The sequence below is a fragment of the Streptomyces sp. NBC_01381 genome (assembly GCF_026340305.1).
Taxonomy (GTDB): Bacteria; Actinomycetota; Actinomycetes; order Streptomycetales; family Streptomycetaceae; genus Streptomyces.
The window spans coordinates 4150516-4170688 of record NZ_JAPEPI010000001.1; the positions used below are offsets into that span (position 1 = coordinate 4150516).

Genomic DNA, 20173 nt, shown 5'->3' on the forward strand with positions numbered 1-20173 from the left:
CGCCGGCTACTACAGGTGTAGTACGGTCGGGTCATCGCCCACTACAGGTGTAGTGGGTCGGGGTGGAGGAGGAGCCATGGCACAGGGACAGCGAGCGCGCAGGACCGAGCGGGGCGAGCGGCCGTACGCGGTCGTCATCGGCGGCGGCATCGGCGGCCTCACCGCCGCCATCGGCCTGCACCTGTCGGGCTGGCGGGTCACCGTCCTGGAGCGCGCTGCCACGCTGGAGCCCGTCGGCGCCGGCATCGCGCTCGCCTCCAACGCCCAGCGGGCCCTGGACGTCCTCGGCCTCGGGGAGCGGGTCCGCGAGCTCGCGGCCTGGGAGGGCGGCGGCGGGATGCGCGCGCAGAACGGACGCTGGCTCGTGCGGGCCGATGCCACGGGGGCCTCGCGGGAGTTCGGCGGCTCGCTCGTGATGCTGCACCGCGCGACCCTCGTCGACCTGCTCGTCTCCGCCCTGCCCGCGGACGCCCTGCGCACCGGGGTCCGCGCGGAGCTGGCCGACCCCGGCACGGCCGACCGCAGGGCCGTCGTCACCACCGGCGAAGGCGACATCGAGGCCGACCTCGTGATCGGCGCCGACGGCATCAACTCGGCCGTGCGCACCGCCCTCTTCCCCGCGCATCCGCAGCCGGCGTACGCCGGATTCACCGCATGGCGCCTCGTCGTCCCCGCCCCCGACCGCCCCTTCGAGCCGCACGAGACCTGGGGGCGCGGCGGAGTCTGGGGCACGCACCCGCTCAAGGACGGCAGGATCTACGCGTACGGCACCGCCACCGTGCCCGAGGGCGGCCACAGCCCCGACGGCGAGAAGGCCGAGCTGGCCCGCCGCTTCGCCGACTGGCACGACCCGATCCCCGCGATCATCGACGCCGCACGCCCCGAGGACATCCTGCGCAACGACGTACGCCACCTGACCACACCGCTCGCCGCCTACCACCGCGGCCGCACCGCCCTCATCGGCGACGCCGCGCACGCCATGACGCCCAGCCTCGGCCAGGGCGGCAACCAGGCCATCGAGGATGCCGTGGTCCTCGCCCACCACGCGGCCCCCGGCGGCGACCTGTCCGCCGGGCTCGCCGCCTACAGCGCGGTGCGGGTGCCGCGCACCACCGCGATCGTCCGGCAGGCGGCACGCACCGCCCGGCTGACCCATCTGACGGGCGCCCCGCTCATCGCCGTACGCAACATTCTCGTCGGCGCGGTGGCCGGCCTCGGCCCCGGCCTGCTCCTGCGCGGCTTCGCCTCGATCGCCGACTGGCGCCCGCCGCAGCCGCCGTATGCTGCGGGAACGGAACGCGCACAGCAGGAGCAGCGCGTCGTACAGCGGTAGAGGAGACAGTGGTGAAGGTCGGCTGCATCGGACTCGGTGACATCGCGCAGAAGGCGTATCTGCCCGTGCTCACCACGCTGCCGGGGGTCGAACTGCACCTGCAGACGCGCACGCCCGCGACCCTCGCCCGGATCGCGGGCGTCCACCACATCCCCGACGAGCGCTGCCACACCGACCTGGACGCGCTGCTCGCCCAGGACCTGGATGCCGCGTTCGTGCACGCGTCGACCGCCGCGCACCCCGAGATCGTGACGCGGCTGCTCGAAGCGGGCGTGCCCGTCTACGTCGACAAGCCCCTCGCGTACGAACTCGCCGACTCCGAGCGGCTCGTGCGCCTCGCCGAAGAGCGCGGGACCAGCCTCGCCGTCGGCTTCAACCGGCGCCTGGCACCCGGCTACGCGCAGTGCCTGGATCACCCGCGCGAGCTGATCCTGATGCAGAAGAACCGCATCGGGCTGCCCGAGGACGTGCGCACCCTCGTCCTCGACGACTTCATCCACGTCGTCGACACCCTGCGCTTCCTGGCGCCGGGACCGATCGACCACGTCGGGGTGCGGGCCCGGATCGCGGACGGGCTCCTCGAGCACATCGTGCTGCAGCTCGCGGGCGACGGGTTCACGGCGATCGGCGTGATGAACCGGATGAGCGGCTCCACCGAGGAGATCCTCGAGGTCTCGGGGCAGGACACCAAGCGGCAGGTGCTCAATCTCGCCGAGGTCGTCGACCACAAGGGCCAGCCCACCGTGCGGCGGCGCGGCGACTGGGTGCCGGTGGCCAGGCAGCGCGGCATCGAGCAGGTGGTGCTCGCCTTCCTCGACGCCGTGCGCGCCGGCAAGGTGCTCAGTGCCCGGGATGCGCTGGCGACCCATGAGCTGTGTGAGCGCGTGGTCCGCGCGGCTCAGGAGCAGGCCGCCTGAGCGACCGCACGCCCTCCGTCGCGCACAGGGCGGCGAGCACCGCGAGGGCCGCGTGCACGGGCCAGTCGCCGAACCTCACGTACGGCGTGACGCCCTTGGCCAGCGGTATCTCGTACGTCGCCGTGGCGCTCGCCGAGGTGCCGAGCGGGGTCCCCAGGCGCTCGCCGTCCGCGCCGTACACCGCCGAGACGCCGGTCAGTGTGGCGTGCACCATGGGGCGTCCCGTCTCGGCGGCCCGCACCGCCGCGAGCGAGGCGTGCTGCTCGGGGGCCCAGCTGGACTGGAACGTCGAGGTCGACGACTGCGCGAGCAGCAACTGGGCGCCCTCGCGCGTCAGATGACGGCTCATGTCGGGGAACGCCGATTCGAAGCAGACCAGCGGCCCGACCTTGAGGCCGTCCCCGACGTTCATCACGACCGGACGTTCGCCGCGCATCCGGTCCTCGCCCGCCGCCTTGCCCACGGACGTCGCCCAGCCGAGGAGCGAGCGGGCGGGGACGTACTCGCCGAAGGGGACGAGCCGCATCTTGTCGTAGCGGTCGCCGGTCGGTCCCTGCGGGCCCACCAGGACGGAGCTCTTGAAGATGCCGGCTTGGTCGGAGCGGCGGGCGTCCACGTTCACCAGGATGTCGGCGCCCGTCTCGCGGGACAGCGCCGCTATCCGGCGCGCGACGTCGGGGCGCTGCGCCAGGTCGTGGCCGACACTGCTCTCGCCCCAGACGACGAGGTCCAGGTCCCGGTCCGCCAGGGAGCGGGTCAGCGCCTCCTCGCGCGCGAGCCGCTTGTCCGCGCTGCCCGCCCCGTCGATCACGCCGGGCTGGACTACGGCGACCCGGATCCGTCCCGCGGGCTCGGGGCGCGGCGCCCAGGCCCAGGCGGACGTGGTGACCGTGGCGACGGTCACGAGCCCGGCGACGGCCGGAATGCGGGTCGTCCCGGGAGCCCGTCCGGCCTGCGCCACGACGAGTACGGCGACACCGACGTTGACGGCCACGATGAAGGCGCTGACCAGCCACACCCCGCCCACCGACGCGATGCGCAGCGCGGGGTCGACCTGCCACTGGCTGGAGCCGAGCAGCCCCCAGGGGCCGCCCAAGCCCTCCCAGGACCTGACCAGTTCGACCATCAGCCAGCCGGACGGCAGGACGAGCAGCGCGGCCGCCGTCCGCCCGGGCGACATGGCCCCGCCCAGGAAGTGCCGCACAAGACAGGCCCAGGGCACCCACAGCAGGCCGAGCAGCGCGGCGATGACGAGGGTGAACACATGCAGGCTCGGCAGCAGCCAGTGGTGCACGGCCACCATGAACCCGATGCCGCCGAGCCAGCCGTCGAGCGCGGCCCGGCGGCCCGTGCCCGCCGAGCGGGCGAGCAGGATCCACGGCACGAGTGCGACGTAGGCGAACCACCACAGAGAGGGAGCGGGGAAGGCGAGGGCCGGCAGTGCGCCGACGAGCACGGCTACGGCGCCGCGCCACCGGGCCGAAGCGAGCAGCTCCCTGCCCGCGGGGGGCGTCAGCCGGGCCCGCCACCCGTTCCGGTCGTCGCCGACTGCCTCCATGCAGCGCCTCCTCGGTCCTCGACGCCCGGTCGTGCTCCCAGTGTGCGCGCCCGGGACGATCTAGGACAGGGGGCCGGTGCGGGCGGCGCCGCCGTGTCTGCCGGCCCGCCTCTGTAGGCCCGTTTCGTCGACTCAGCCGGCGGCGGAGCTCTGGTCGTGCCGTACGGGGCTCTGCCGCCACTTCTCCTCGACGACCACCTGCCGCAGCCGCCAGCCGGTGTGCGTCCGCAGTGCCGCGAACGCGTACCGCCCGCCGCACACGAAGTCGGGCGCCGTGGACGCCGCCCCGTCGTCCCGCGCGAACCGCATGGGGTTCACATAGTCGGCCTGTACGTGGGCCGTGTCGCCGGTGTCCTGGTCCAGGGTCTCGAACCGGAGTCTGCGGTTCACGATCAGATGCTGGCGCATCGGGAAGAGCCGCATCGTGTCGGAAAGCCATCCGGCGATGTCGTCGGCGCCTCCCTCGATGCCGCCCGCCGAGCGGTAGTCCGCACGGCCGTCCGGAGCGAAGAGATTCCGGTAGGCGTCCCAGTCGCCGTCGTCGACGGTGACCGCGTACTCGGTGATCAGGGTATCGATGGCCAACCGGTCGAGCACGGCCGCGAGTTCCACACGCTGCGTCATCGGCTCAGTGTTGGGCACCGGGGGTGCGCAGCCAAGGGGCATGCAGGGACGAACCCTGGGGTTCACGGTGTCACCCGTCGTACGATGCACGGCAGTCGACCGCGCGGAGTACTGCGCAGGGGCGCGCGGAGGATCCGGGCAGGGGAGGTTCGGTGAACAACGAGAAGCGCATCGCGGCATACGAACGGCAGAGCGGCCGCAAGGAATTGACGGGCCGCCAGAAGCGCCGCATCGCGAAGAAGGAACGACAGGGCAAGGGCTAGGCGGTACCGCGCCCCGTAAGGGGCGCGGGGCTGTGCCATGTGCGGCTCCGCCGCGTGGGCACGACCAGCCCCCACCGGCCCGCAGATTCATCACCTTGGTGCCAACTCGGCCGCCGGATCACGCCCGGCGTGGCGGCTACGCCGCTTTCACGACCTCTTCGCGCACCGCTGTCGCCCACTCGGTCACCAACTGCTCGTACTCCCGCCGCTGTTCGGGCGACAGACGGCCGTCGGCGCGCAGCCACAGGCCGCGGATCCGCTCGTTCAGCTCCGCGGCAGAGCGCACGGAACCAGAGGGCTGAGGGCTTAAGGGCATGTGGTCAAGCCTAGGGGATAGCTACGACAATCGGAACTGTCCGCTACTGGGCAGATCCTCCAAGTGAGCGTCGAGGGGCTGGTGTTGGGTCTTGCGCGCGGGGAGGCTGTGACGGATCACTCAATGGATCACTGAACGGGGGAGCCGTCTGTGGTGAGCGGTTGGACGGCCGATCTCCTCCTCGGCGGCATCGTCCTCCTGGGCGCGTCGGTGCAGTGGCTCACCGGCATGGGGTTCGCGCTCGTCGCGGTGCCCGCCCTGATGCTGATACTCGGACCGGCCGAGGGCGTGGTCCTCGCGAACTGCGCCGGCTGTGCGATCAGCGTGGTCGGTCTTGCGGGCGCCTGGCGGCAGGTGCGCCCCTCCGCGATGGTCCCGCTGGTGGTGGCGGCGGTGTGCACCGTCCCCGCCGGCACATGGGCAGCCCGGCGGCTGCCCGAGCCCGTCCTGCTCGCCGGCATGGGCGCCCTGGTGAGCGTGGCGGTGCTGCTGGTGATGCGGGGCGTCCAGCTGCCCGCCCTGCGCGGCAGGAAGGGGGCCGTCGCCGCGGGTGCGGCGGGGGGGATTCATGAACGCGTCGGCGGGCGTGGGCGGCCCGCCGGTCTCGCTCTACGCGGTCAACGCCGGCTGGACGGTACGGGAGTTCGTGCCGAACGCGCAGTTCTACGGAGTCGTGGTCAACGCCTTCTCCGTCGCGGCCAACGGAGTGCCTCGCCTCGCCGCACCGGTGTGGGGCCTGGCCGTGGCCGCGATGGCGGCGGGCGCCGTGATCGGCAGGGCGATCGCCGCCCGTGTCCCGGAGCGCCAGGCCCGCAGGCTCGTGCTGCTGCTCGCACTCGGCGGCGGGATCACGACGCTCGCCAAGGGGCTCTGGGGGCTGTGACCTGCTGCCGCGCGGCATCGTCACGCGTAGGCGGTGCTGATGCCGGCGAGCACAACGAAGGCACCGCAAGGCCCTGCCTCACCCGGCCGATTCCCCCGCGTGCGGGCTGAGCGTGCCGGCGCCGACGAGGATGAACAGGAGGATGCCGAGCAGGATGCGGTAGTAGACGAACGGCATGAAGGACTTCGTCGTAATGAACTTCATGAACCAGTTCAAGTCGAGGTTCTGAGCGGCTCTGACCTGCTGTTTCCACCACTCACAAGATTGAATGGGAGAGCAGCGGGAGATGGCACTTTCCAGTGCTCTCCCTCGCCAGCCACGAAACCGCAGCCACCTAGTTTGCAGCGAATCGGCAATCTCCGGCTCCATGGTTAGGGGAACGTGCGAGACCTTCCACGCCGGCGACCTCGTGGCCCATGCGGGTCTCCACGGCTATGCGACTGTGTCGATCTTCGTCCAGCCACTCCTTGCCGCCGTGACGAAGCAGGTACGGGCGCTTCCCGGCGTACGCGGTCGCGGGGACCTCCGGAAGGGGACGGCGGGAGGTGACCAGCTGGGGCTGGTTCAGGCGGACCCTCGTGAACTCCTCGGAGGCCGGTCAACCGCACGAGACCAGCTGCCAGTAGTAGCTGACGCCGACGCCGCCCCGACCGTCCCTGACCTGCTGTGCGATGTCCTCGCCCTTGAGGTCGGACTGCAGAGCATGGGGGTGGCACGCGAAGTATCAGCATCCATTTGCGCTAGCCCCCTGGGTGTGCCCTTAAATGATTACGTGATGGTCCGATGTGCGTGGGCCGCATTTGGCCTGGTCAGCCAAGCGTTCCTGAGGTTCGTTCTAGAGCGCGAGCACCAACGACGACAGGTCGTCCGCTCGGCATGTGCCGGGTCTGGTCGGCCCCGCGGAGCGCTCCCGGAGAATGGAGCCATGGAACGACTGATCGACTTCTCGCGCGGCCGGCAGATGCTGGCGGCGGCTGCGGCCGTCGCCTCGTCGTCGACCTGGAATGGATCGACCGATGGGACCAGGGCGGAGAGAAGTGCCCCGGCTGCGGCCTGACGTGCGAGCACGACGACGCGCCCCGGGTGACGGTCGATCCCGACGACCCGGCGCTCGACAACGACCGGGTTGCGACCGTCTCCTGGTACCACACGAGCACGCAGCCGGACTGGCCGACTAGGGACTTCGATCCGGCCGCCGTCCTCACGCCCAAGACCCGCATGATGATGGGCGGCGACGAGCCTGTCGCCGCCTGGGCCGCACGCCAGCGGGCGAAGGCGCTCCACATCGGCACGTACGAGGCCGCGGTCCACAACATGCTCAGGCGGATCCGCGACCAAGCCAACTGGGGCAACCAATTCTATCTGTACCGAGTCCGTCTGAATCCGTCCGTCGTGGTTCGCGAGGGCTGGCTCATCGATCCCAGCGACTTCGTCGGCGACGTCGTCCTCGACGAGGTCTGCCCTCCGGGCGTCGACGTCGCCCGCTACCTCAACTACCACGAGGACCCCGGCGGGCTCTCCCTGGCGCTGGGGCGGGAAGCGATCGCCGGCGTTCAGCAGGTCCCAGTTCCGCTCCCGGATGCCTGGGACGCTGACTGGGTGAGAGAGGCAGTCGCGGCCCTTGAGACCGCTTCCGACGCCCCCGTCCCGGCAACCGGCAAGCTGGCCCGCTTCATGCGGCCGGCCTCGCCGCGAGCTGTCCTGGGCCGTGAGCTCGCGGCGGAGCTGGCTGGCCGTCTGCCGGTCAACCTCCGGGATCAGTTCAAGTCGACCGCAGCGTTCACCGAGGGCGACGATCCAGCTCGGTGGGCGCGTCGGACCAGCGCCCTGCTCGACCTGATCGGGAATCCAACGCGCGTGCTGTCGGCGCTGCAAGGCTGAGCATCGACAGGTCTGAGTGGGTGTTAAGTCCGATCTTCCTCGGTTCGTGATCGCTCGATCGTGGTACTGATCGCGGTCCGGACCGCCTCGTGGGCATGTCCATGTTGAGATGTGGGGCGTGAAGAGAGAGCCGTACCTCAGCGACTTATCCGACGAGCAGTGGGCGTTGATCGAGCCGATGATCACGGCCTGGAAGCAGGACCGGGTGGCGCGGTCGGCGACCGAGATCCTGGGTCCTGCGACCAGAGGGAAGTCGTGAACGCGATCTTCTACCAGAACCGGACAGGCCTCCAGTGGCGCTTGCTGTCGCACGATCTACCGGCCTGGTCGGCGGTGTTCTACTACATCCGCCTGTGGCGCGAGGACAAGCTTGACCAGCGGATCCAGGACTCCTGCGCTGCCAGGTCCGCGAGAAGGCCCGCCGGTTAGAGGACCCGTCCCTCGTGATCATCGGCACCCAGTCCGTCCGCGTGGCCGACGGTGTCCCGAAGACCACGACGGGGCTGGACGCGAACAAGAAGGTGTCGGGGCGCAAGTGGGGACTGGCCCTGGACGTCCTGGGGCTGGTCATCGGTGTTGTCGTGCTGGCCGTCACCGCCCACAACAACACCGCCGGCACCGCTCTGCTCGACCAGGCTGCCGAGCGGTGCGGCAACCGCCTGGAGAAGGCCCCTGGTGGACCAGGACTTCAAGGACGAGGTCATCATCCACGGTGCCCTGCTGGACATCGACGTCGAGGTCGCCCGCCGCAACCCCGCTGGCCAGGGCAAAGGGTTCGTCCCGCAGCCCAAGCGGTGGGTGGTTGAGCAGGCGAACGGCACGCTGATGCTGCACCGGTGTCTGACCCGTGAGTATGACCACCGGCCCGACACCTCCGCCTCACGCGTCTACTGGGCCTCCACCGCGAACATGACCCGCCGTCTCACGACACCGGCGAATTTGACCGCCGGGGTCCTCAGGGTTCGTTTCAGGTCAGCCGTGAGAGTTGTGATCGGGGTGCCGTCAACGAACTGCGAGCCAGCTGGCCAGCCGCCGTACCGACCGCGCTCACGGGCGGACACATTGGCCCTCGATGGGCTTCTCCCGGAGGCACTCGCGCTCGGACTCGGGCATGTCGACGAAGTTCGGGAACAGGGCGGGGCTACGCCTGGAAGGGGCGTAGACACCCATGAGTGGGTCGGTGAGTAGTTCGAACTCGATGTCGTGGTGCAGTTCCTCGGCGATAGTGAGGAGTTCGGAGGCTCTGCGCCCGAGGCGCTTCATGCGGATGCGCAGCCGTCTTGCTCAAGGGCAGGGGTGAGGGCGAGACCATTCGCTGTCGGTGAGGGTCGCGCCCTTAAAGATGGACGGTCCCAGTGGCCCGGTGGAGTCAGGCCCGTCGCCAACTTCACCCCAGGCGCCACCGTAGCCGAACCATCCTTGGGTGCGGGCGTTCTTCAAATGATGATAGGTCGCCCAACCATGGCCGCGGCCAGCGATGTCAGAGACCAAACCTTGGGCTTCGGGGATAGGGTAGGAGCCTGCTCGCGGGTAGGTTGCGTGACTTCCCAGCGCACTGTAGGCCAGGGGATGTCCATGGTGTTTGCCAGCCCGCTTCCAAGGCACGGTGCAGTATGTGTTGTGCCGGTAGTACGCCACGATGACAGCACGGTTGTGTCGGTCGAGTTTGACACTGATCCGCTCCCAGTCGCCTTCGTGGTCGAAGATATTCGTTGGACCGGGCGCCTCATTGAACGGATAGAAGAACCAGTAGGTGAGGTAGTTCCGCGGAGAGTACTCGTAGTAGACGGGGGAACTGGTGCCCTGGCCAGCACGGAGCCGGTTCGGGAAGTTCAGGAAGAACCCCTCACGCAGAGGCACTCCTCCTTTTCCGCCGTCTCGGGGACGGGTCAGGTCATTGCTGCGGTGCTGAGCGCCATGGCGGATGCAGAGGCGGTTGGAGATCTGATGCCGGTAGCCACCACTACCGAGCCGACTGGCGTTGACCTCCGTGCGGGCAGCCACGGTGTCGTCGGGGCACCCCTGGTCCCGGGCCCATGACAGGGAAGACTGGGCGACAAAGGAACCAGCGCTCATAGGCGTGTGCCTCTCGCCGGGAGCGAGATAAATGAATGGTGCATACCGTTCCACCGGAGAGAGGTGGCTTGCTGCGGTCGCTAGGGGCGTGGCCGATGAGGTCGCCAGTGATGCTGTGGCCTCAGCGCTTACTGGAGGACTAGACGCAGCTGAGGTCGGCGCTGGTGCATTCTCTGGGCAGAACCATCCGTTCTGGACGTAGCCGTCCTGGTTGACGTCGCCCCAAGCGTGGCCGCGGACCCACTCGCCATTGTGGGCGCTGGTGTCCTGGATCGTGAACGTCTGTGCCGGTCCTCCCGTCTGAGGGCCGTAGAGGGTACCGATCACTCGCCCGCCCGGAGCGTCGCGGACGGTCAGGTCAGCGGCGCACACCGTCCAGCGCATACCGATGTCCGCAGCGGTGGCCGACAGCCGTGGTCCGCTCGCGGAGGCGGTCGGGCCGGTCAGCCCAACCACCGTGCAAACGAAGGCAATTGCGGCACCAATGCGGGCCCCCGAACGGGGATGCCATCCCGACGCCCACTCGCGGCGTGCAAACCATGCGGTGTTACTGATGCGTTCGCCAAGCACTACGAGCCTCTTTCTGAATGAATCGCACGTGGCAGCGTCCTGCGATCAGGAAGGGTTCCGAACCCTCAGCTTCGGGAAACACCCCCCATGCCCTGGCAGGACTTCAGCATCAGCAGCAGAGCCAGCAGATGCTCGTCGCAGTCCGTGGCACTGGCCGCCCACTCGCTCTCGTTCACGGGGCGAAGGGAATAGCAGATACAGCTCATGCGGTGATCAGTCGCTTGAACCGCGGACACGCGGTCCGCTCGATCGACGTCACAACCCACCCCGGCCCAGACGAAACTCTGGCATCACCACTAACGACACTCGGTCGAACGGGTTACGGGCGGAGTACTGAGGGATTCAAGATCATTCCATGACCCCCTCTTGGGGCTCACCTCGGTCAACACCCGCACCACGGGCAGGAGCGGGCAATCCCAGGTCGGTAACGATCGGCCCGTGCTGAAAGGACCCCCAGTGCCTTCATCCGCTACGTCACCGACAACCACCACGAAACAAACTCACAGGTCAACAGCCTGTCGAGCCAGAGGACTCAAGATAATCCAGCAGCAGGTTGGCCATGAGTGCGACAGCTCCCTGGCCATCTACACGCACGTCAGCGACGACTTCATGAGCACTTCCCTGCACAAGGCACTGGCCCCGGCGTTCGCCGGGGCCTGACGAGGAGGGATCCGGCGATGGCCGCCAAGCTCGACTACCACTGGCACCTGCGCAAAGTCATGGCCGACCGCGGGATGTTCTCCACCACCGACCTCCTTCCGCCGCTGAAGGAACGCGGCATCACGCTGTCCACGAGCCAGGTCTACCGCTCGTCGTCGAGCGACCGGAGCGACTGAGCCTGAAGATCCTCATGGCCCTGCTCGACATCCTCGACTGCACCATGGACGACCTCATCGAGCCCATCGCAGCGGCCGGGACCGTGAAGAAGCCGAAGAAGGCCGCCGTCGGCGGCGCGGCGCCCGATGCGGAGGGACTCGGCGGACTGCGGCCAAAGCGAGCACGGATCAGGGGTGTTGACCGCTCATGACCATGGCCGACCAGCTCGACCGAGCCGTAACAGACCCAGTCGGTTTGATCACGGACCTCGTCGCCGGCGTTGAGAAGGAACTCGGCGTCAAGACGATCCAGGCTGTGGTCACCGCGGTCGCGGGTGGCCGCGCGAAGTCACGGAGCCTGGCCAAGGCCCTGGCGATACGGCCCGCGGTCCTGACCGACGGCCGGTCCCCGGCGCCCCGGGCCATCGGCGATCTGCTCATCGCGCTCCGTAAAGCCGGCGCCTCGGCGGTCGCGCCCCCGGTCTGCGCCGAGTGCGGCAAGAAGTTGCGAACTCTCCAACGCAAGGGCCAGGACTGGTACTGCGGAGTCTGCGGGCAGGAGACCGCCGAGTGCACTGCCTGCGGAAACGTCCGACGCATCGGCTTCCGGGACCGCAAGGGCCTGCCGCGTTGTTCGATGTGTCCTGACACCGACGACCGTGATCCCGTCACGGTCGTTCATGAGCTGATCGCCGCGATCGCTCCGGGCGCCGACCGTGACGTGGTCGCCGAGGCCCTGCGGCGGACGGCACCGCACCGTCCCCACTATCGGCAGCGAGTGGTCTGGGCCCTGGAGGAGAACCCTCGTCTGCTGACCGGGGAGGGCTATCTGGCGCCGCACCGCGCCATCCTGAGGTTCATTGACCTGCTGCACGAGGCCGGTGTCGCCGGGATCGCCCGGCCCGCCTGCCCTCGCTGCCACCGGGTGGTCCGCATCGACAAGCCGCTGGACGGGCAGCGGGTCTGCCGCAACTGCATCGCCAAGTCCCGCTTCGAGGAATGCGTACGCTGTGGTGCCCGGCGCGAGCCGGCCACCCGCGACGCCGAGGGGCGACCGCTGTGTCCGAGCTGCCTGGTCAGGGACCCGGCGAACCTGGAGACCTGCATCGTCTGCGGCAAGTCACGCATGGTCAACTCCCGCACCGCCGACGGTCCCATCTGCCCGAACTGCCGTCCCCTGCCCATAGTGCTCTGCTCGATCTGCGGCCACACCGCACCCTGCACACTCTCGAAGCTCACCGGCCTGCCCCGCTGCGGCGGCTGCCGACAACGCCAGGTCCACTGCACCGTCTGCGGACGGCTCCGCGGCATCCACTCCGGCACCGCCGACCCCCCCCGTCTGCGGCCCCTGCACCACACCCGACGCCGAGCTCTGGCGCCCCTGTCCCACCTGCGGACAAGCCGAACGGCTACACGCGCCAGGACCGTGCCCTCGCTGCACACTCAAGCAACGGCTCCACGAGATCCTCGGCGACGGCACCGGCTCCATACCCCCGAAGCTGCAGCCCCTCCACGACGCCCTGGCTAGCTCCGAACGCGCGGCCACCGCTATGAGCTGGCTCTCCAAGGGCATCGTCTCCACCGTCCTTTCCGATCTCGGCTCCGGCCGCCGCCCCCTCACCCACGAGGCCCTGGACGAACTCCCCGAAGGCAAGGTCATCGAGCACATCCGCAGTGTTCTCGTCGCCACCGAAGCCCTGCCCAAGCGGGACGAGCAGATGGTCCGGCTCGAACGGCACGTGAAAGACCTCGTCACCTCCCACGCGACGGCCGAGGGACGGAAAGTCCTGCACCGGTACGCGACTTGGCACCTCTTGCGGCGGCTCCGCCGACGCAGCCGTGGCAAGGAAATCACGCACTCCCAACTCGCGGTCGCGCGGCAACATCTGCGGGCAGCCGTCTATCTCATGGACTGGCTCGAGGAACAGAGCCTGACCCTTGCCACCTGCCGACAAGCCGACCTCGAGCACTGGATGACCAGCGACGATGTCCGCCTCCGTCGAGAGGCAGGCCACTTCGCGCGCTGGGCCCGCTCCCAGAAGATCACCCGCGATCTCAGCTTCCCGGCCGAGCGATGGAACGGCCCCTCCCAGCCGATGGACGACGAGGCCCGCTGGGCCACCGCCCGACGCCTGCTGCACGACGAGACCCTCAAGCCCGAAGACCGTCTCGCCGGCCTGTTGTTGCTTCTCTATGCCCAGTGGCCCGCAGCGATCTCCCGGCTCACCGTCGACCACATCGAGGAGACGGAGGGAGCCGTCCGCATCTGCTTCGGCGCCGTCCCCGTCGAGCTACCCGCACCCGTCGCGGAACTGGCCCTCCGACAAGCCGAGAGTCGCCGCAGCCATGCTGTCCTCGGCCGCACGGCCTCACCCTGGCTCTTCCCTGGAGGCCAGCCCGGCCGCCCGATCAGTGCCTGGGCCATGGGCGAACGGCTCCGCAACCTCGGCATCCGGCTCGCGGAGGCCCGCTCGACCGTGCTGTTCCAGCTCGCCACCGAACTGCCCGCCGCGGTCCTTGCTCGCACCCTCGGCATCGACATCACCGTCGCGGTCAAATGGCAGCGAGCCGCCGCCGGAAACTGGGGTGCCTACGCCGCCGAGATCAGCCGCCGGAACTCGACAACCTGACCCATGCACCGATGTCAGTCCCCGCTGACATGCTCTTTCTCATGACGCACGAAAGCATGCCTGACCTCGCCCAGGTCACCGACGCCCACGAGGTCACCCCCGAACTCCGACGCCAGCTGATCGACTGCTGGATCGCGGTCACCAACTCGGGCGGTGCTGCGGGGTTCCCGTTCCCGCCGGTCTGGGACGACGAGGTCGCGCCGGTCACGGACAAGATCCTCGGCCGCCTCCACCCACAGCACAGCCGTCTCATCACCGCCAGATTCGACGGCGTTCTTGCTGGATGGGTCGTCCTCAACCGCGATCCCTACCGGCTCGTCGGACACTGGGGCACGGTCAACCACCTTCAAACCCACCCCGACTTTCGCGGTCGCGGAGTCGGCTCCGCCCTCATGCGTGAGCTGCGAAAGATCGCCCGCGACGAGCTGGGTCTCGAACAGATGCATCTCGCGGCCCGCGGAAGCGAGGGACTGGAGGCCTTCTACAGCCGACTCGGATGGCGCGAGGTTGGTCGCTGGCCCGGGGCACTCCACTTCACGCCCGACGACACCCGGGACGAGGTCCTGATGCTCCTCGATCCCCTCTGATTGCGGGGGCATTCCGAGAGTTCCAATACCCGACTCCGCCATTACACCTCCAGCCGGACGCCCACAAGGCCGTCCTTGGAGCCTGGGAACGTATGGAAACCCCGCTCACCATCGGCGCATGAACGTTCCTTCGCCCTGTCCTCCACGGACAGGGCGAAGTCGTCTCCCGGTTGGACAGGGCCGGGTCACGTTCGCGGGTCGGTCGGGCAGGTGCGATGACTGGTCTCATCGCACCGACCAGCCCTGGAGCACGAAGGCTGCCCAGTGCGCACTCGCGACAGTGTCCATCATCTGAGTCTGGGCGCGCCGCAGAGAGGCAATGGGGCCAGCCGTCGCGAGGTTCTCGTAGAACTTACGAGCAGTGAACGCGGCTATGGAATCGGGCACTTGCCACGACGCGCCGATGACGACCCGTGCGCCGGCCTGGAGGAAGACCGTCGACAGGTTCAGGGCGTCTTCAAGAACTGTGTCCTCTGCCGCAGACTCGCAGGAGGAGAGGAACACCATGCTGGGCGCGCGCTCGGCGCAGGCCACCTCCAGTTCAGGGACGGACAGCAAGCCGTCGGAGAACAGTAGCCCGGACTGGTCGGGGCGGTCAGTGATCATCGTGCTGTGGCCAGCGAAATGGAAAAGATCTGTCTCCTTAAGGATGCTCAGGGCCGCACCTTTACTGAGGGGCCGCGAGATGTCGGTCAGCACGATCTTGTCCGGTACCGACAACGTCGAGAAGGCATGTCGACACTCCTGGATGTGCCGTTTGAGCGTGCCGCTGGGATCGCAGGCGACGAAGGCCGCCTTACGCACGGGCGGATCTGGGGTGCCGAGAACCCGGGCGAGGAAGGCGGCGCTGGGAACTCGAATCACCTCGAATGTTCTGCCCAGCCGCTCACCCGTCGGGGTCGGCATACTGTGCCAAGGCAGATGCCGGAGGTCTCGTGAGGCGATCACAATTCCCTTTATTCCTGCCAGGTCGATGTCGTTCAGAAGCGGGCCGAGGAAATGCGAACTGATCCAGGACATCTGGTAATGGAACTGTTCCGCGTGCTCGGGGGTGGGTAGTGGGATGCGGATGTGGCGATCATCGGCTGCATCGCCTGTACGGACCGCGAGGGAGGACAGTGGCAGTCTGCGTCCACCGTCTCGGACGTTGAGGCGACCGTTCCGGTGCTGGAGAACAAAGCAGGCTAGTTCATTTGTCTTGGTGACGTAAATCTGCAGCAGGATGGTGTCTGCCGGAAGTGCGTTCCTCAGAGCGTGGAAAACATCGTCACGGGCAGGCGCCTCACCCCGGCCTTCGGCCAGCGTTCTGCCGGTACCGCGTTCCACCACCCACCATTTGTCCTCGTCGGGCGCCCCCAGCCGCTCCAGTGCGGAACCCAGCAGCCGGTAGGTTGAACCAAAGCTCCGTGTCAATTCTGCCCGGTATCGAGAGGACTTACCGAGCGGGCGGAATTCATCGATCACGGAAACCGCCTCTTCGAGCAACTCCCGGGCCGCAGCTGCGTCGCCTAACTCAAGATGGGTCTGGCCGGCATTGGTGAGGATCTGGATGAGGTACCGGGACGGTCCCATGCCCCTGAGGCCACGGACTGATTCGAGCTGTGCCTCCTTGGCTGCATCGGGGTCAGTGGTCTTGAGCGCAATCGCCGCGTTGCTCAAGCTGGTTGCACGTAGAACCGGATCGACAGCCCGCGGTGCGAGCCGTTGGATCCGCTGGGCGAGTCGGACCGCTTCCGGATTGCTTGTCGCGCCGCGTTCCTTCGTCATCAGGAAGAGACACCCCAGGAAGGTCATCAGGGTCGTGAGCTCGCGGTCAGGATCGCCTAGACGCTCCCGGAGTGCGAGGGCCTTGCGGTAGTAGCCGGCTGCGGCAAGCCGATTGTCCCGCGGGTTCTCCAGCTCTCCTATTTTCTGGAAGACCAAACCCAGAGAGTTGAGCAGAGTAGCTTCCATGAACTCGGCGTCGGCGGGCGGCTCCGCACGCAAGGCCGTCAGTCCCTTCTCAAGGACGGTTCTCGCCTCCAGCAACCGGGGCAGCCTGGCATCCGCGTAGTCGGAGAGGGCATTTCCGAGGGTGCCCGCTGCGAGAGGCAGTACAGTCCGGAATCCGTGCCGTTCTGCAAGGTCCATGGCACGGCGGCCCTCCTCGATCGCGGCTTCGATACGGGCCGCTTCATCGCCACCGTGGCTCTCCTTGAGGATGGTGGCCGTCGTGATGCTCACCCTCACCTCCTCTCGCGGCAGCCCGTCGGCGACGGTCCGCGCTTCACGGAGGATTTCCAGAGACTCCAGCAGGCGGTCAGTCGTTGAACCCTGCGGCGCAGGTCCAGCAATACTGCTGGCGAGACTGACCCTGCTGGTGACCATGAGCTCCGGGTGTCCAAGCAGGTCTGCCGCGCGAACCGCCGCCCGCAGCGGCGCCTCGCTATGGGCCAGAGGCTGTCCGTGGGGTGTGAGGCTGGGGTAGTAGCACTGCGAGAACTCGCGCTTAAGTTCATCCTGTGAAGGACACGCCCGGCGCAGGCGGGCATAGCGCTCGCGCGCTTCGGGCGGTGCGGGGCCGAGCCAGGTCGGAGGTTCCTCCGGAGCCGACCCGATTCCTTGTTTCACGGGCGGGCCGAATATCTCCCGCAGCGTTCTTTCATCCGAAAGCGGTCCCTCGACTGGCTGTTGAGCCTGCGAGAAGAGCCAGGCGGTCGCTAGTTCCTGGACATAGCGGGTCTTGAGTGAGACCCGTTGTGCGTTGTCCAGGACATCGGCCGACCAAGGGTAGGACCACAGCATGCCGTGGCAGTCGTATTCCATGGCCAACGCGGCTATCAAGGGTGTCTGTTTCCACCACAGGTCGCATTCGGGGAGGGACCGAAGACGCGGGTCGCGTGACCGAGCTATCGCTCCGGTCGCATCGCCCAGTCGTACGCGGATCACGATCTGCGTAGAGAGAAGCAGCGCTTCGCCCGCGGCGGTGAGGGCCTCCGGGGCGGTCGCCAGTATTTGCTCGAAGAGCGTGAGCCACGCGGGCAGTTCGGATTCGGGAATCGAGAGGCAGTGGCCCTCTTGTAGTAGCCGGAGAAACCCCTCCGAGTGCCGACCGATGCGGTTGAGTCCGTCCTTCAGTAGCCTGAGCGCTGCTCCGTGTTCTCCAGCGGAGAGCCGTGCGCAGATGAGGTGGAAGTATCGGTCGTCGGCAAAACTGCCTTCATCCGCGGCTTCGAACAGTGCCACTGCCTTGGCATAGTGATCGGCAGCCTCCTGGTGCAGGGCGAGATCATCCGTGAGTACGTTGCCCAGATTCCCGTGGAGCCGAGCCAGGATGCGTGCGGTGTCGGGATCGCGCGGTTCGAGCTCGCCGAGATCGTGGATCGCCTTCTCATATGTTCGTCGCGCCGTCTCCCACTGCTTGCGGTCGCGCTGCAGACTACCCAGTGTGATGGACGCGTTCGCGGCGCGGATGAGATGCCCCTGCTGTAGCGCCGTGCTCACTGCCGTGCCGAGCATTTCGTAGGCACGCTCGTGGTCCCTAGCAGAGATGAGTGAGGCGTAATGAATCAGGGCTTGGTCGCGCTCGTCGTAGCTCTCAGGATCCTCCGGGCGTCGTAGGATCTCACCGAAGTGCAGGAGCGCTTCGTCCTCGTCGCCGAGGTTCAAGGCGGTGGCCCCGAGGATTAGCGCCAGGACGGCTCGGAGCCGAGTCTCACTGTGGCCTTGGCTATCCAGCAGATGCAGCGCAGCGACGGCGACGCGATGCCCGCTCATCGGATCGGATCGCTGACGTGGCTCGACCCAGCGGACGGCTGCCCAGATCTCCGCGAGTTGGGCTTCGGGAGAGAGCGCCGCGAACGCAGCGTTGTCAGGCCACCCTCCCCGTCCGATCGCTTCCCAGTCCATGGCGGCTCCTGGCGTCGTCGTTCAACAGGGTCCGACTTCGAGGGACCCGGGGCCGCTGAGAGTGACTGGTCGGCCCTTAGCGAGGGGAACGGTGAGTGACACAGTGTCGTCAGCCGTGACAACACTGACGCACTGTTTCTCGTCCTTCTTGGCTTCCTCCGGCCCGAACAGGGCGAGACTGGTGGCCAGAGCCATTGCCGTGATCCCGGCGATCATCAGTACGCTGGCAATCTTGATCCGACGTATCGCCTCGCGGGCCCGCAGCCGGTCGTCGCGGAGTAACCGCTCGTGTAGCCCGTTGGATGTACCCACCGGCATCGGCTGGGAGGTCCAACCGAACGCCGCGATCATCGCGTGGAAGGCCGAGACGATCACCGCAACTAGGGCTGCGAGCAGTGCCCCTGCGGCGCTCCATTCAACCCACGGCGCCAAGCCGTCAAGGGAGTCGCGCCCCTTGAACACGACCACAGTCCCGAAGAGCGCAGCCAAGCCCAGCAGCCCGTCGCGCCACTTGCTGGCCTGTTCACGGACACGTTCGAGTTCCGTCGTCTGTAGCGCCCGGACTCGATCCGCAGCCTCAAGATCCTGCGGTGACGGCGCTGGCCCACCCGAGATCTGGGTCATGGTCCGAGTTCCACCGTCCAGGAGCGGCCGCATCCGAACCTGTTCTCGCCGTGCGACCCAGGGTCGGCACATCGGCACCGCACAGCAATCACGGTCGCCTCGGCATCCGGCTCCAGCCGTGTGACATCCGTGCCGCGGACCACATCGTCGAGCCAGGTCTCATGGACAGTGTGGCTGCATGAAGGACAGGGGCCTTCCAGGTACCAGCCGGGGGGGGTCCTCAATTCGTCTGGCAGACCATCCGGTCAGGTCGGGACGGTCAAGTCTCACGTCATTCCATGGCACGGACATCGCGAACCCCCGTGAAAAGACTGCTGCATCAGAGTTGCCGACTCGTCTGGATCGGGCAAGTCATCCAGCAAAGTGAGGGGACGGATATGCCAATTGCGTGGCTTCCCGGGACGCTGAGGGATACCCTGCGGCTCTCGGCGATGGTCGCGTCGGCAAGCCGAACCGGTCCCTACAGTGGCCACAGGTAACTGCCAGGTGACCTGAGTTGGGCAACACAGGGCAATCCACTCCTGCGGCCTCGCGCTGGGGGAGGGCTCCAGCGCCCGTACCTTCCAGCCGCGGGCTTCCAGGCCGGCGCGGAGTGTGGCCGCGATGTCGGTCATCGGCGCTGGGTTCTTGGTGGCGACATCGAGGTCTTGCCTCGGCTGGTTGATTAAATGATGCGCCCGTACGGCATAGCCGCTGGTGAGGTCCAGCGGGTACGGGGAACCGAGCGCGATCACATCTGCCAGGAGCCGTGTGTGCTGCTCTGGCATGTCCGTCATGCGGCTGCCTGGGTGCGGGAGGCGAGCTGGGGGAAGGCGTCTTCCCATACGGTGCGCACGGTACGGCCGACGAGGGTGCGCAGTACCGGCCACAGCTGGAGAAGCAGATCCTGGTTGAGGTAGCGGCGTAGGTCGTCGCGCAGACCCTCATGCAGGACGGTGCGGTACAGGCCCATTCGCTGGCGGGGCTTGCCCAGGTCGTATGAGGTCATCCCGGACCAGGCCAAGTGCAATGGTAGGTTCACGACCCCTTGAGCTGGTCCGTGCAGATCGTCCAGCGATTCCGGCAGACGCCGCCGGAACTTCTCCCGGTACAGCGCGAGGTCGTCGGCGACCTCGCCCGACAGTTCGCTCTGCGTGGCGGTGAGGTGTTGTGGGCCGGCTGGCATGACCACATTGTGGCCATCGGAGCCGTGGCATGGGGAGTGGATG

At 67.9% G+C, this 20173-nt stretch carries 15 protein-coding genes and 4 pseudogenes; 10 read left to right on the forward strand and 9 right to left on the reverse strand.

Going from position 1 to position 20173, the window contains the following annotated elements:
• Positions 1-76: 76 nt before the first annotated feature.
• Entirely contained in the window at positions 77-1333 is a 1257-nt protein-coding gene (locus OG453_RS19375; protein ID WP_266869198.1) for an FAD-dependent monooxygenase, read from the forward strand.
• An 11-nt stretch (positions 1334-1344) separates the two neighbouring features.
• Complete coding sequence (locus OG453_RS19380) at positions 1345-2250, forward strand: Gfo/Idh/MocA family protein (protein ID WP_266869200.1); 906 nt, start codon at positions 1345-1347, stop codon at positions 2248-2250.
• Here OG453_RS19380 and lnt read toward each other — a convergent pair.
• From lnt to OG453_RS19395, 3 genes are all read right to left on the reverse strand, one after another.
• Complete coding sequence (gene lnt, locus OG453_RS19385; RefSeq protein WP_266869201.1) at positions 2174-3808, reverse strand: apolipoprotein N-acyltransferase; 1635 nt, start codon at positions 3806-3808, stop codon at positions 2174-2176. The genes OG453_RS19380 and lnt overlap by 77 nt on opposite strands.
• Before the next feature lie 132 nt (positions 3809-3940).
• Positions 3941-4432, reverse strand: a complete 492-nt coding sequence (locus OG453_RS19390; protein ID WP_266869202.1) for a nuclear transport factor 2 family protein — start codon at positions 4430-4432, stop codon at positions 3941-3943.
• Between the two features lie 399 nt (positions 4433-4831).
• Positions 4832-5011 carry a hypothetical protein gene (locus OG453_RS19395; protein ID WP_266869203.1) on the reverse strand — a complete coding sequence of 60 codons (180 nt, stop codon included), beginning with the start codon at positions 5009-5011 and terminating at the stop codon, positions 4832-4834.
• A 228-nt stretch (positions 5012-5239) separates the two neighbouring features.
• Between OG453_RS19395 and OG453_RS19400 the strand changes: the two are divergent.
• Positions 5240-5894: pseudogene (locus OG453_RS19400) on the forward strand (TSUP family transporter).
• A 78-nt stretch (positions 5895-5972) separates the two neighbouring features.
• Here the strand turns inward: OG453_RS19400 and OG453_RS19405 are convergent.
• Positions 5973-6110, reverse strand: a pseudogene (locus OG453_RS19405) (undecaprenyl-diphosphatase); the annotation flags it as partial.
• A gap of 867 nt (positions 6111-6977) precedes the next feature.
• Between OG453_RS19405 and OG453_RS19410 the strand changes: the two are divergent.
• Together OG453_RS19410 and OG453_RS19415 are read left to right on the forward strand one after the other, a co-directional pair.
• Complete coding sequence (locus OG453_RS19410) at positions 6978-7775, forward strand: hypothetical protein (RefSeq protein WP_266869204.1); 798 nt, start codon at positions 6978-6980, stop codon at positions 7773-7775.
• 118 nt (positions 7776-7893) lie between these two features.
• Positions 7894-8711 (forward strand): annotated as a pseudogene (locus tag OG453_RS19415) (IS5 family transposase); the annotation flags it as partial.
• Positions 8712-9059: 348 nt separating this feature from the next.
• Here OG453_RS19415 and OG453_RS19420 read toward each other — a convergent pair.
• The gene (locus tag OG453_RS19420) at positions 9060-9779 is read right to left on the reverse strand and encodes a hypothetical protein (protein WP_266869205.1); all 720 of its coding nucleotides are present in this window, start codon (positions 9777-9779) and stop codon (positions 9060-9062) included.
• 1319 nt (positions 9780-11098) lie between these two features.
• On the opposite strand from OG453_RS19420, the gene OG453_RS19425 reads away from it, so the two are divergent.
• The 5 genes from OG453_RS19425 to OG453_RS19445 are packed head-to-tail and all read left to right on the forward strand — an operon-like array spanning position 11099 to position 14453.
• Positions 11099-11257, forward strand: coding sequence for a helix-turn-helix domain-containing protein (locus OG453_RS19425; protein ID WP_266869207.1), 159 nt, complete (start codon positions 11099-11101; stop codon positions 11255-11257).
• A gap of 14 nt (positions 11258-11271) precedes the next feature.
• On the forward strand, positions 11272-11448 hold the full coding sequence (locus OG453_RS19430) for a hypothetical protein (protein ID WP_266869208.1): 177 nt from the start codon (positions 11272-11274) through the stop codon (positions 11446-11448).
• Positions 11445-12764 carry a hypothetical protein gene (locus tag OG453_RS19435; protein ID WP_266869209.1) on the forward strand — a complete coding sequence of 440 codons (1320 nt, stop codon included), beginning with the start codon at positions 11445-11447 and terminating at the stop codon, positions 12762-12764. Before OG453_RS19430 ends, OG453_RS19435 begins: the two co-directional genes overlap by 4 nt.
• 22 nt (positions 12765-12786) lie before the next feature.
• Positions 12787-13866, forward strand: a complete 1080-nt coding sequence (locus tag OG453_RS19440; protein ID WP_266869210.1) for a hypothetical protein — start codon at positions 12787-12789, stop codon at positions 13864-13866.
• 41 nt (positions 13867-13907) lie between these two features.
• A complete protein-coding gene (locus OG453_RS19445; RefSeq protein ID WP_266869211.1) occupies positions 13908-14453 on the forward strand; it encodes a GNAT family N-acetyltransferase in 546 nt (181 codons plus the stop codon).
• A gap of 225 nt (positions 14454-14678) precedes the next feature.
• On the opposite strand, the gene OG453_RS19450 is transcribed toward OG453_RS19445, so the two are convergent.
• The 4 genes and pseudogenes from OG453_RS19450 to OG453_RS19465 form a co-directional block, all read right to left on the reverse strand.
• Positions 14679-18341 carry a CHAT domain-containing tetratricopeptide repeat protein gene (locus OG453_RS19450; protein WP_266869212.1) on the reverse strand — a complete coding sequence of 1221 codons (3663 nt, stop codon included), beginning with the start codon at positions 18339-18341 and terminating at the stop codon, positions 14679-14681.
• 21 nt (positions 18342-18362) lie between these two features.
• Positions 18363-18965, reverse strand: a complete 603-nt coding sequence (locus OG453_RS19455; RefSeq protein ID WP_266869213.1) for a hypothetical protein — start codon at positions 18963-18965, stop codon at positions 18363-18365.
• Between the two features lie 527 nt (positions 18966-19492).
• Positions 19493-19741: pseudogene (locus OG453_RS19460) on the reverse strand (hypothetical protein); the annotation flags it as partial.
• Entirely contained in the window at positions 19738-20130 is a 393-nt protein-coding gene (locus OG453_RS19465; protein WP_266869215.1) for a hypothetical protein, read from the reverse strand. The pseudogene OG453_RS19460 and the gene OG453_RS19465, both read right to left, overlap by 4 nt.
• Positions 20131-20173: the final 43 nt, after the last annotated feature.

Excerpts from the sequence above, each read along its gene's own strand:
- OG453_RS19450 (WP_266869212.1), bottom strand. The coding sequence starts at position 18,341 with ATGGACTGGGAAGCGATCGGACGGGGAGGGTGGCCTGACAACGCTGCG.
- OG453_RS19435 (WP_266869209.1), top strand. The coding sequence starts at position 11,445 with ATGACCATGGCCGACCAGCTCGACCGAGCCGTAACAGACCCAGTCGGT.
- OG453_RS19440 (WP_266869210.1), top strand. The coding sequence starts at position 12,787 with ATGAGCTGGCTCTCCAAGGGCATCGTCTCCACCGTCCTTTCCGATCTC.
- OG453_RS19425 (WP_266869207.1), top strand. The coding sequence starts at position 11,099 with ATGGCCGCCAAGCTCGACTACCACTGGCACCTGCGCAAAGTCATGGCC.
- OG453_RS19390 (WP_266869202.1), bottom strand. The coding sequence starts at position 4,432 with ATGACGCAGCGTGTGGAACTCGCGGCCGTGCTCGACCGGTTGGCCATC.
- OG453_RS19445 (WP_266869211.1), top strand. The coding sequence starts at position 13,908 with ATGACGCACGAAAGCATGCCTGACCTCGCCCAGGTCACCGACGCCCAC.
- OG453_RS19395 (WP_266869203.1), bottom strand. The coding sequence starts at position 5,011 with ATGCCCTTAAGCCCTCAGCCCTCTGGTTCCGTGCGCTCTGCCGCGGAG.
- OG453_RS19455 (WP_266869213.1), bottom strand. The coding sequence starts at position 18,965 with ATGACCCAGATCTCGGGTGGGCCAGCGCCGTCACCGCAGGATCTTGAG.
- OG453_RS19375 (WP_266869198.1), top strand. The coding sequence starts at position 77 with ATGGCACAGGGACAGCGAGCGCGCAGGACCGAGCGGGGCGAGCGGCCG.
- lnt (WP_266869201.1), bottom strand. The coding sequence starts at position 3,808 with ATGGAGGCAGTCGGCGACGACCGGAACGGGTGGCGGGCCCGGCTGACG.
- OG453_RS19430 (WP_266869208.1), top strand. The coding sequence starts at position 11,272 with ATGGCCCTGCTCGACATCCTCGACTGCACCATGGACGACCTCATCGAG.
- OG453_RS19465 (WP_266869215.1), bottom strand. The coding sequence starts at position 20,130 with ATGCCAGCCGGCCCACAACACCTCACCGCCACGCAGAGCGAACTGTCG.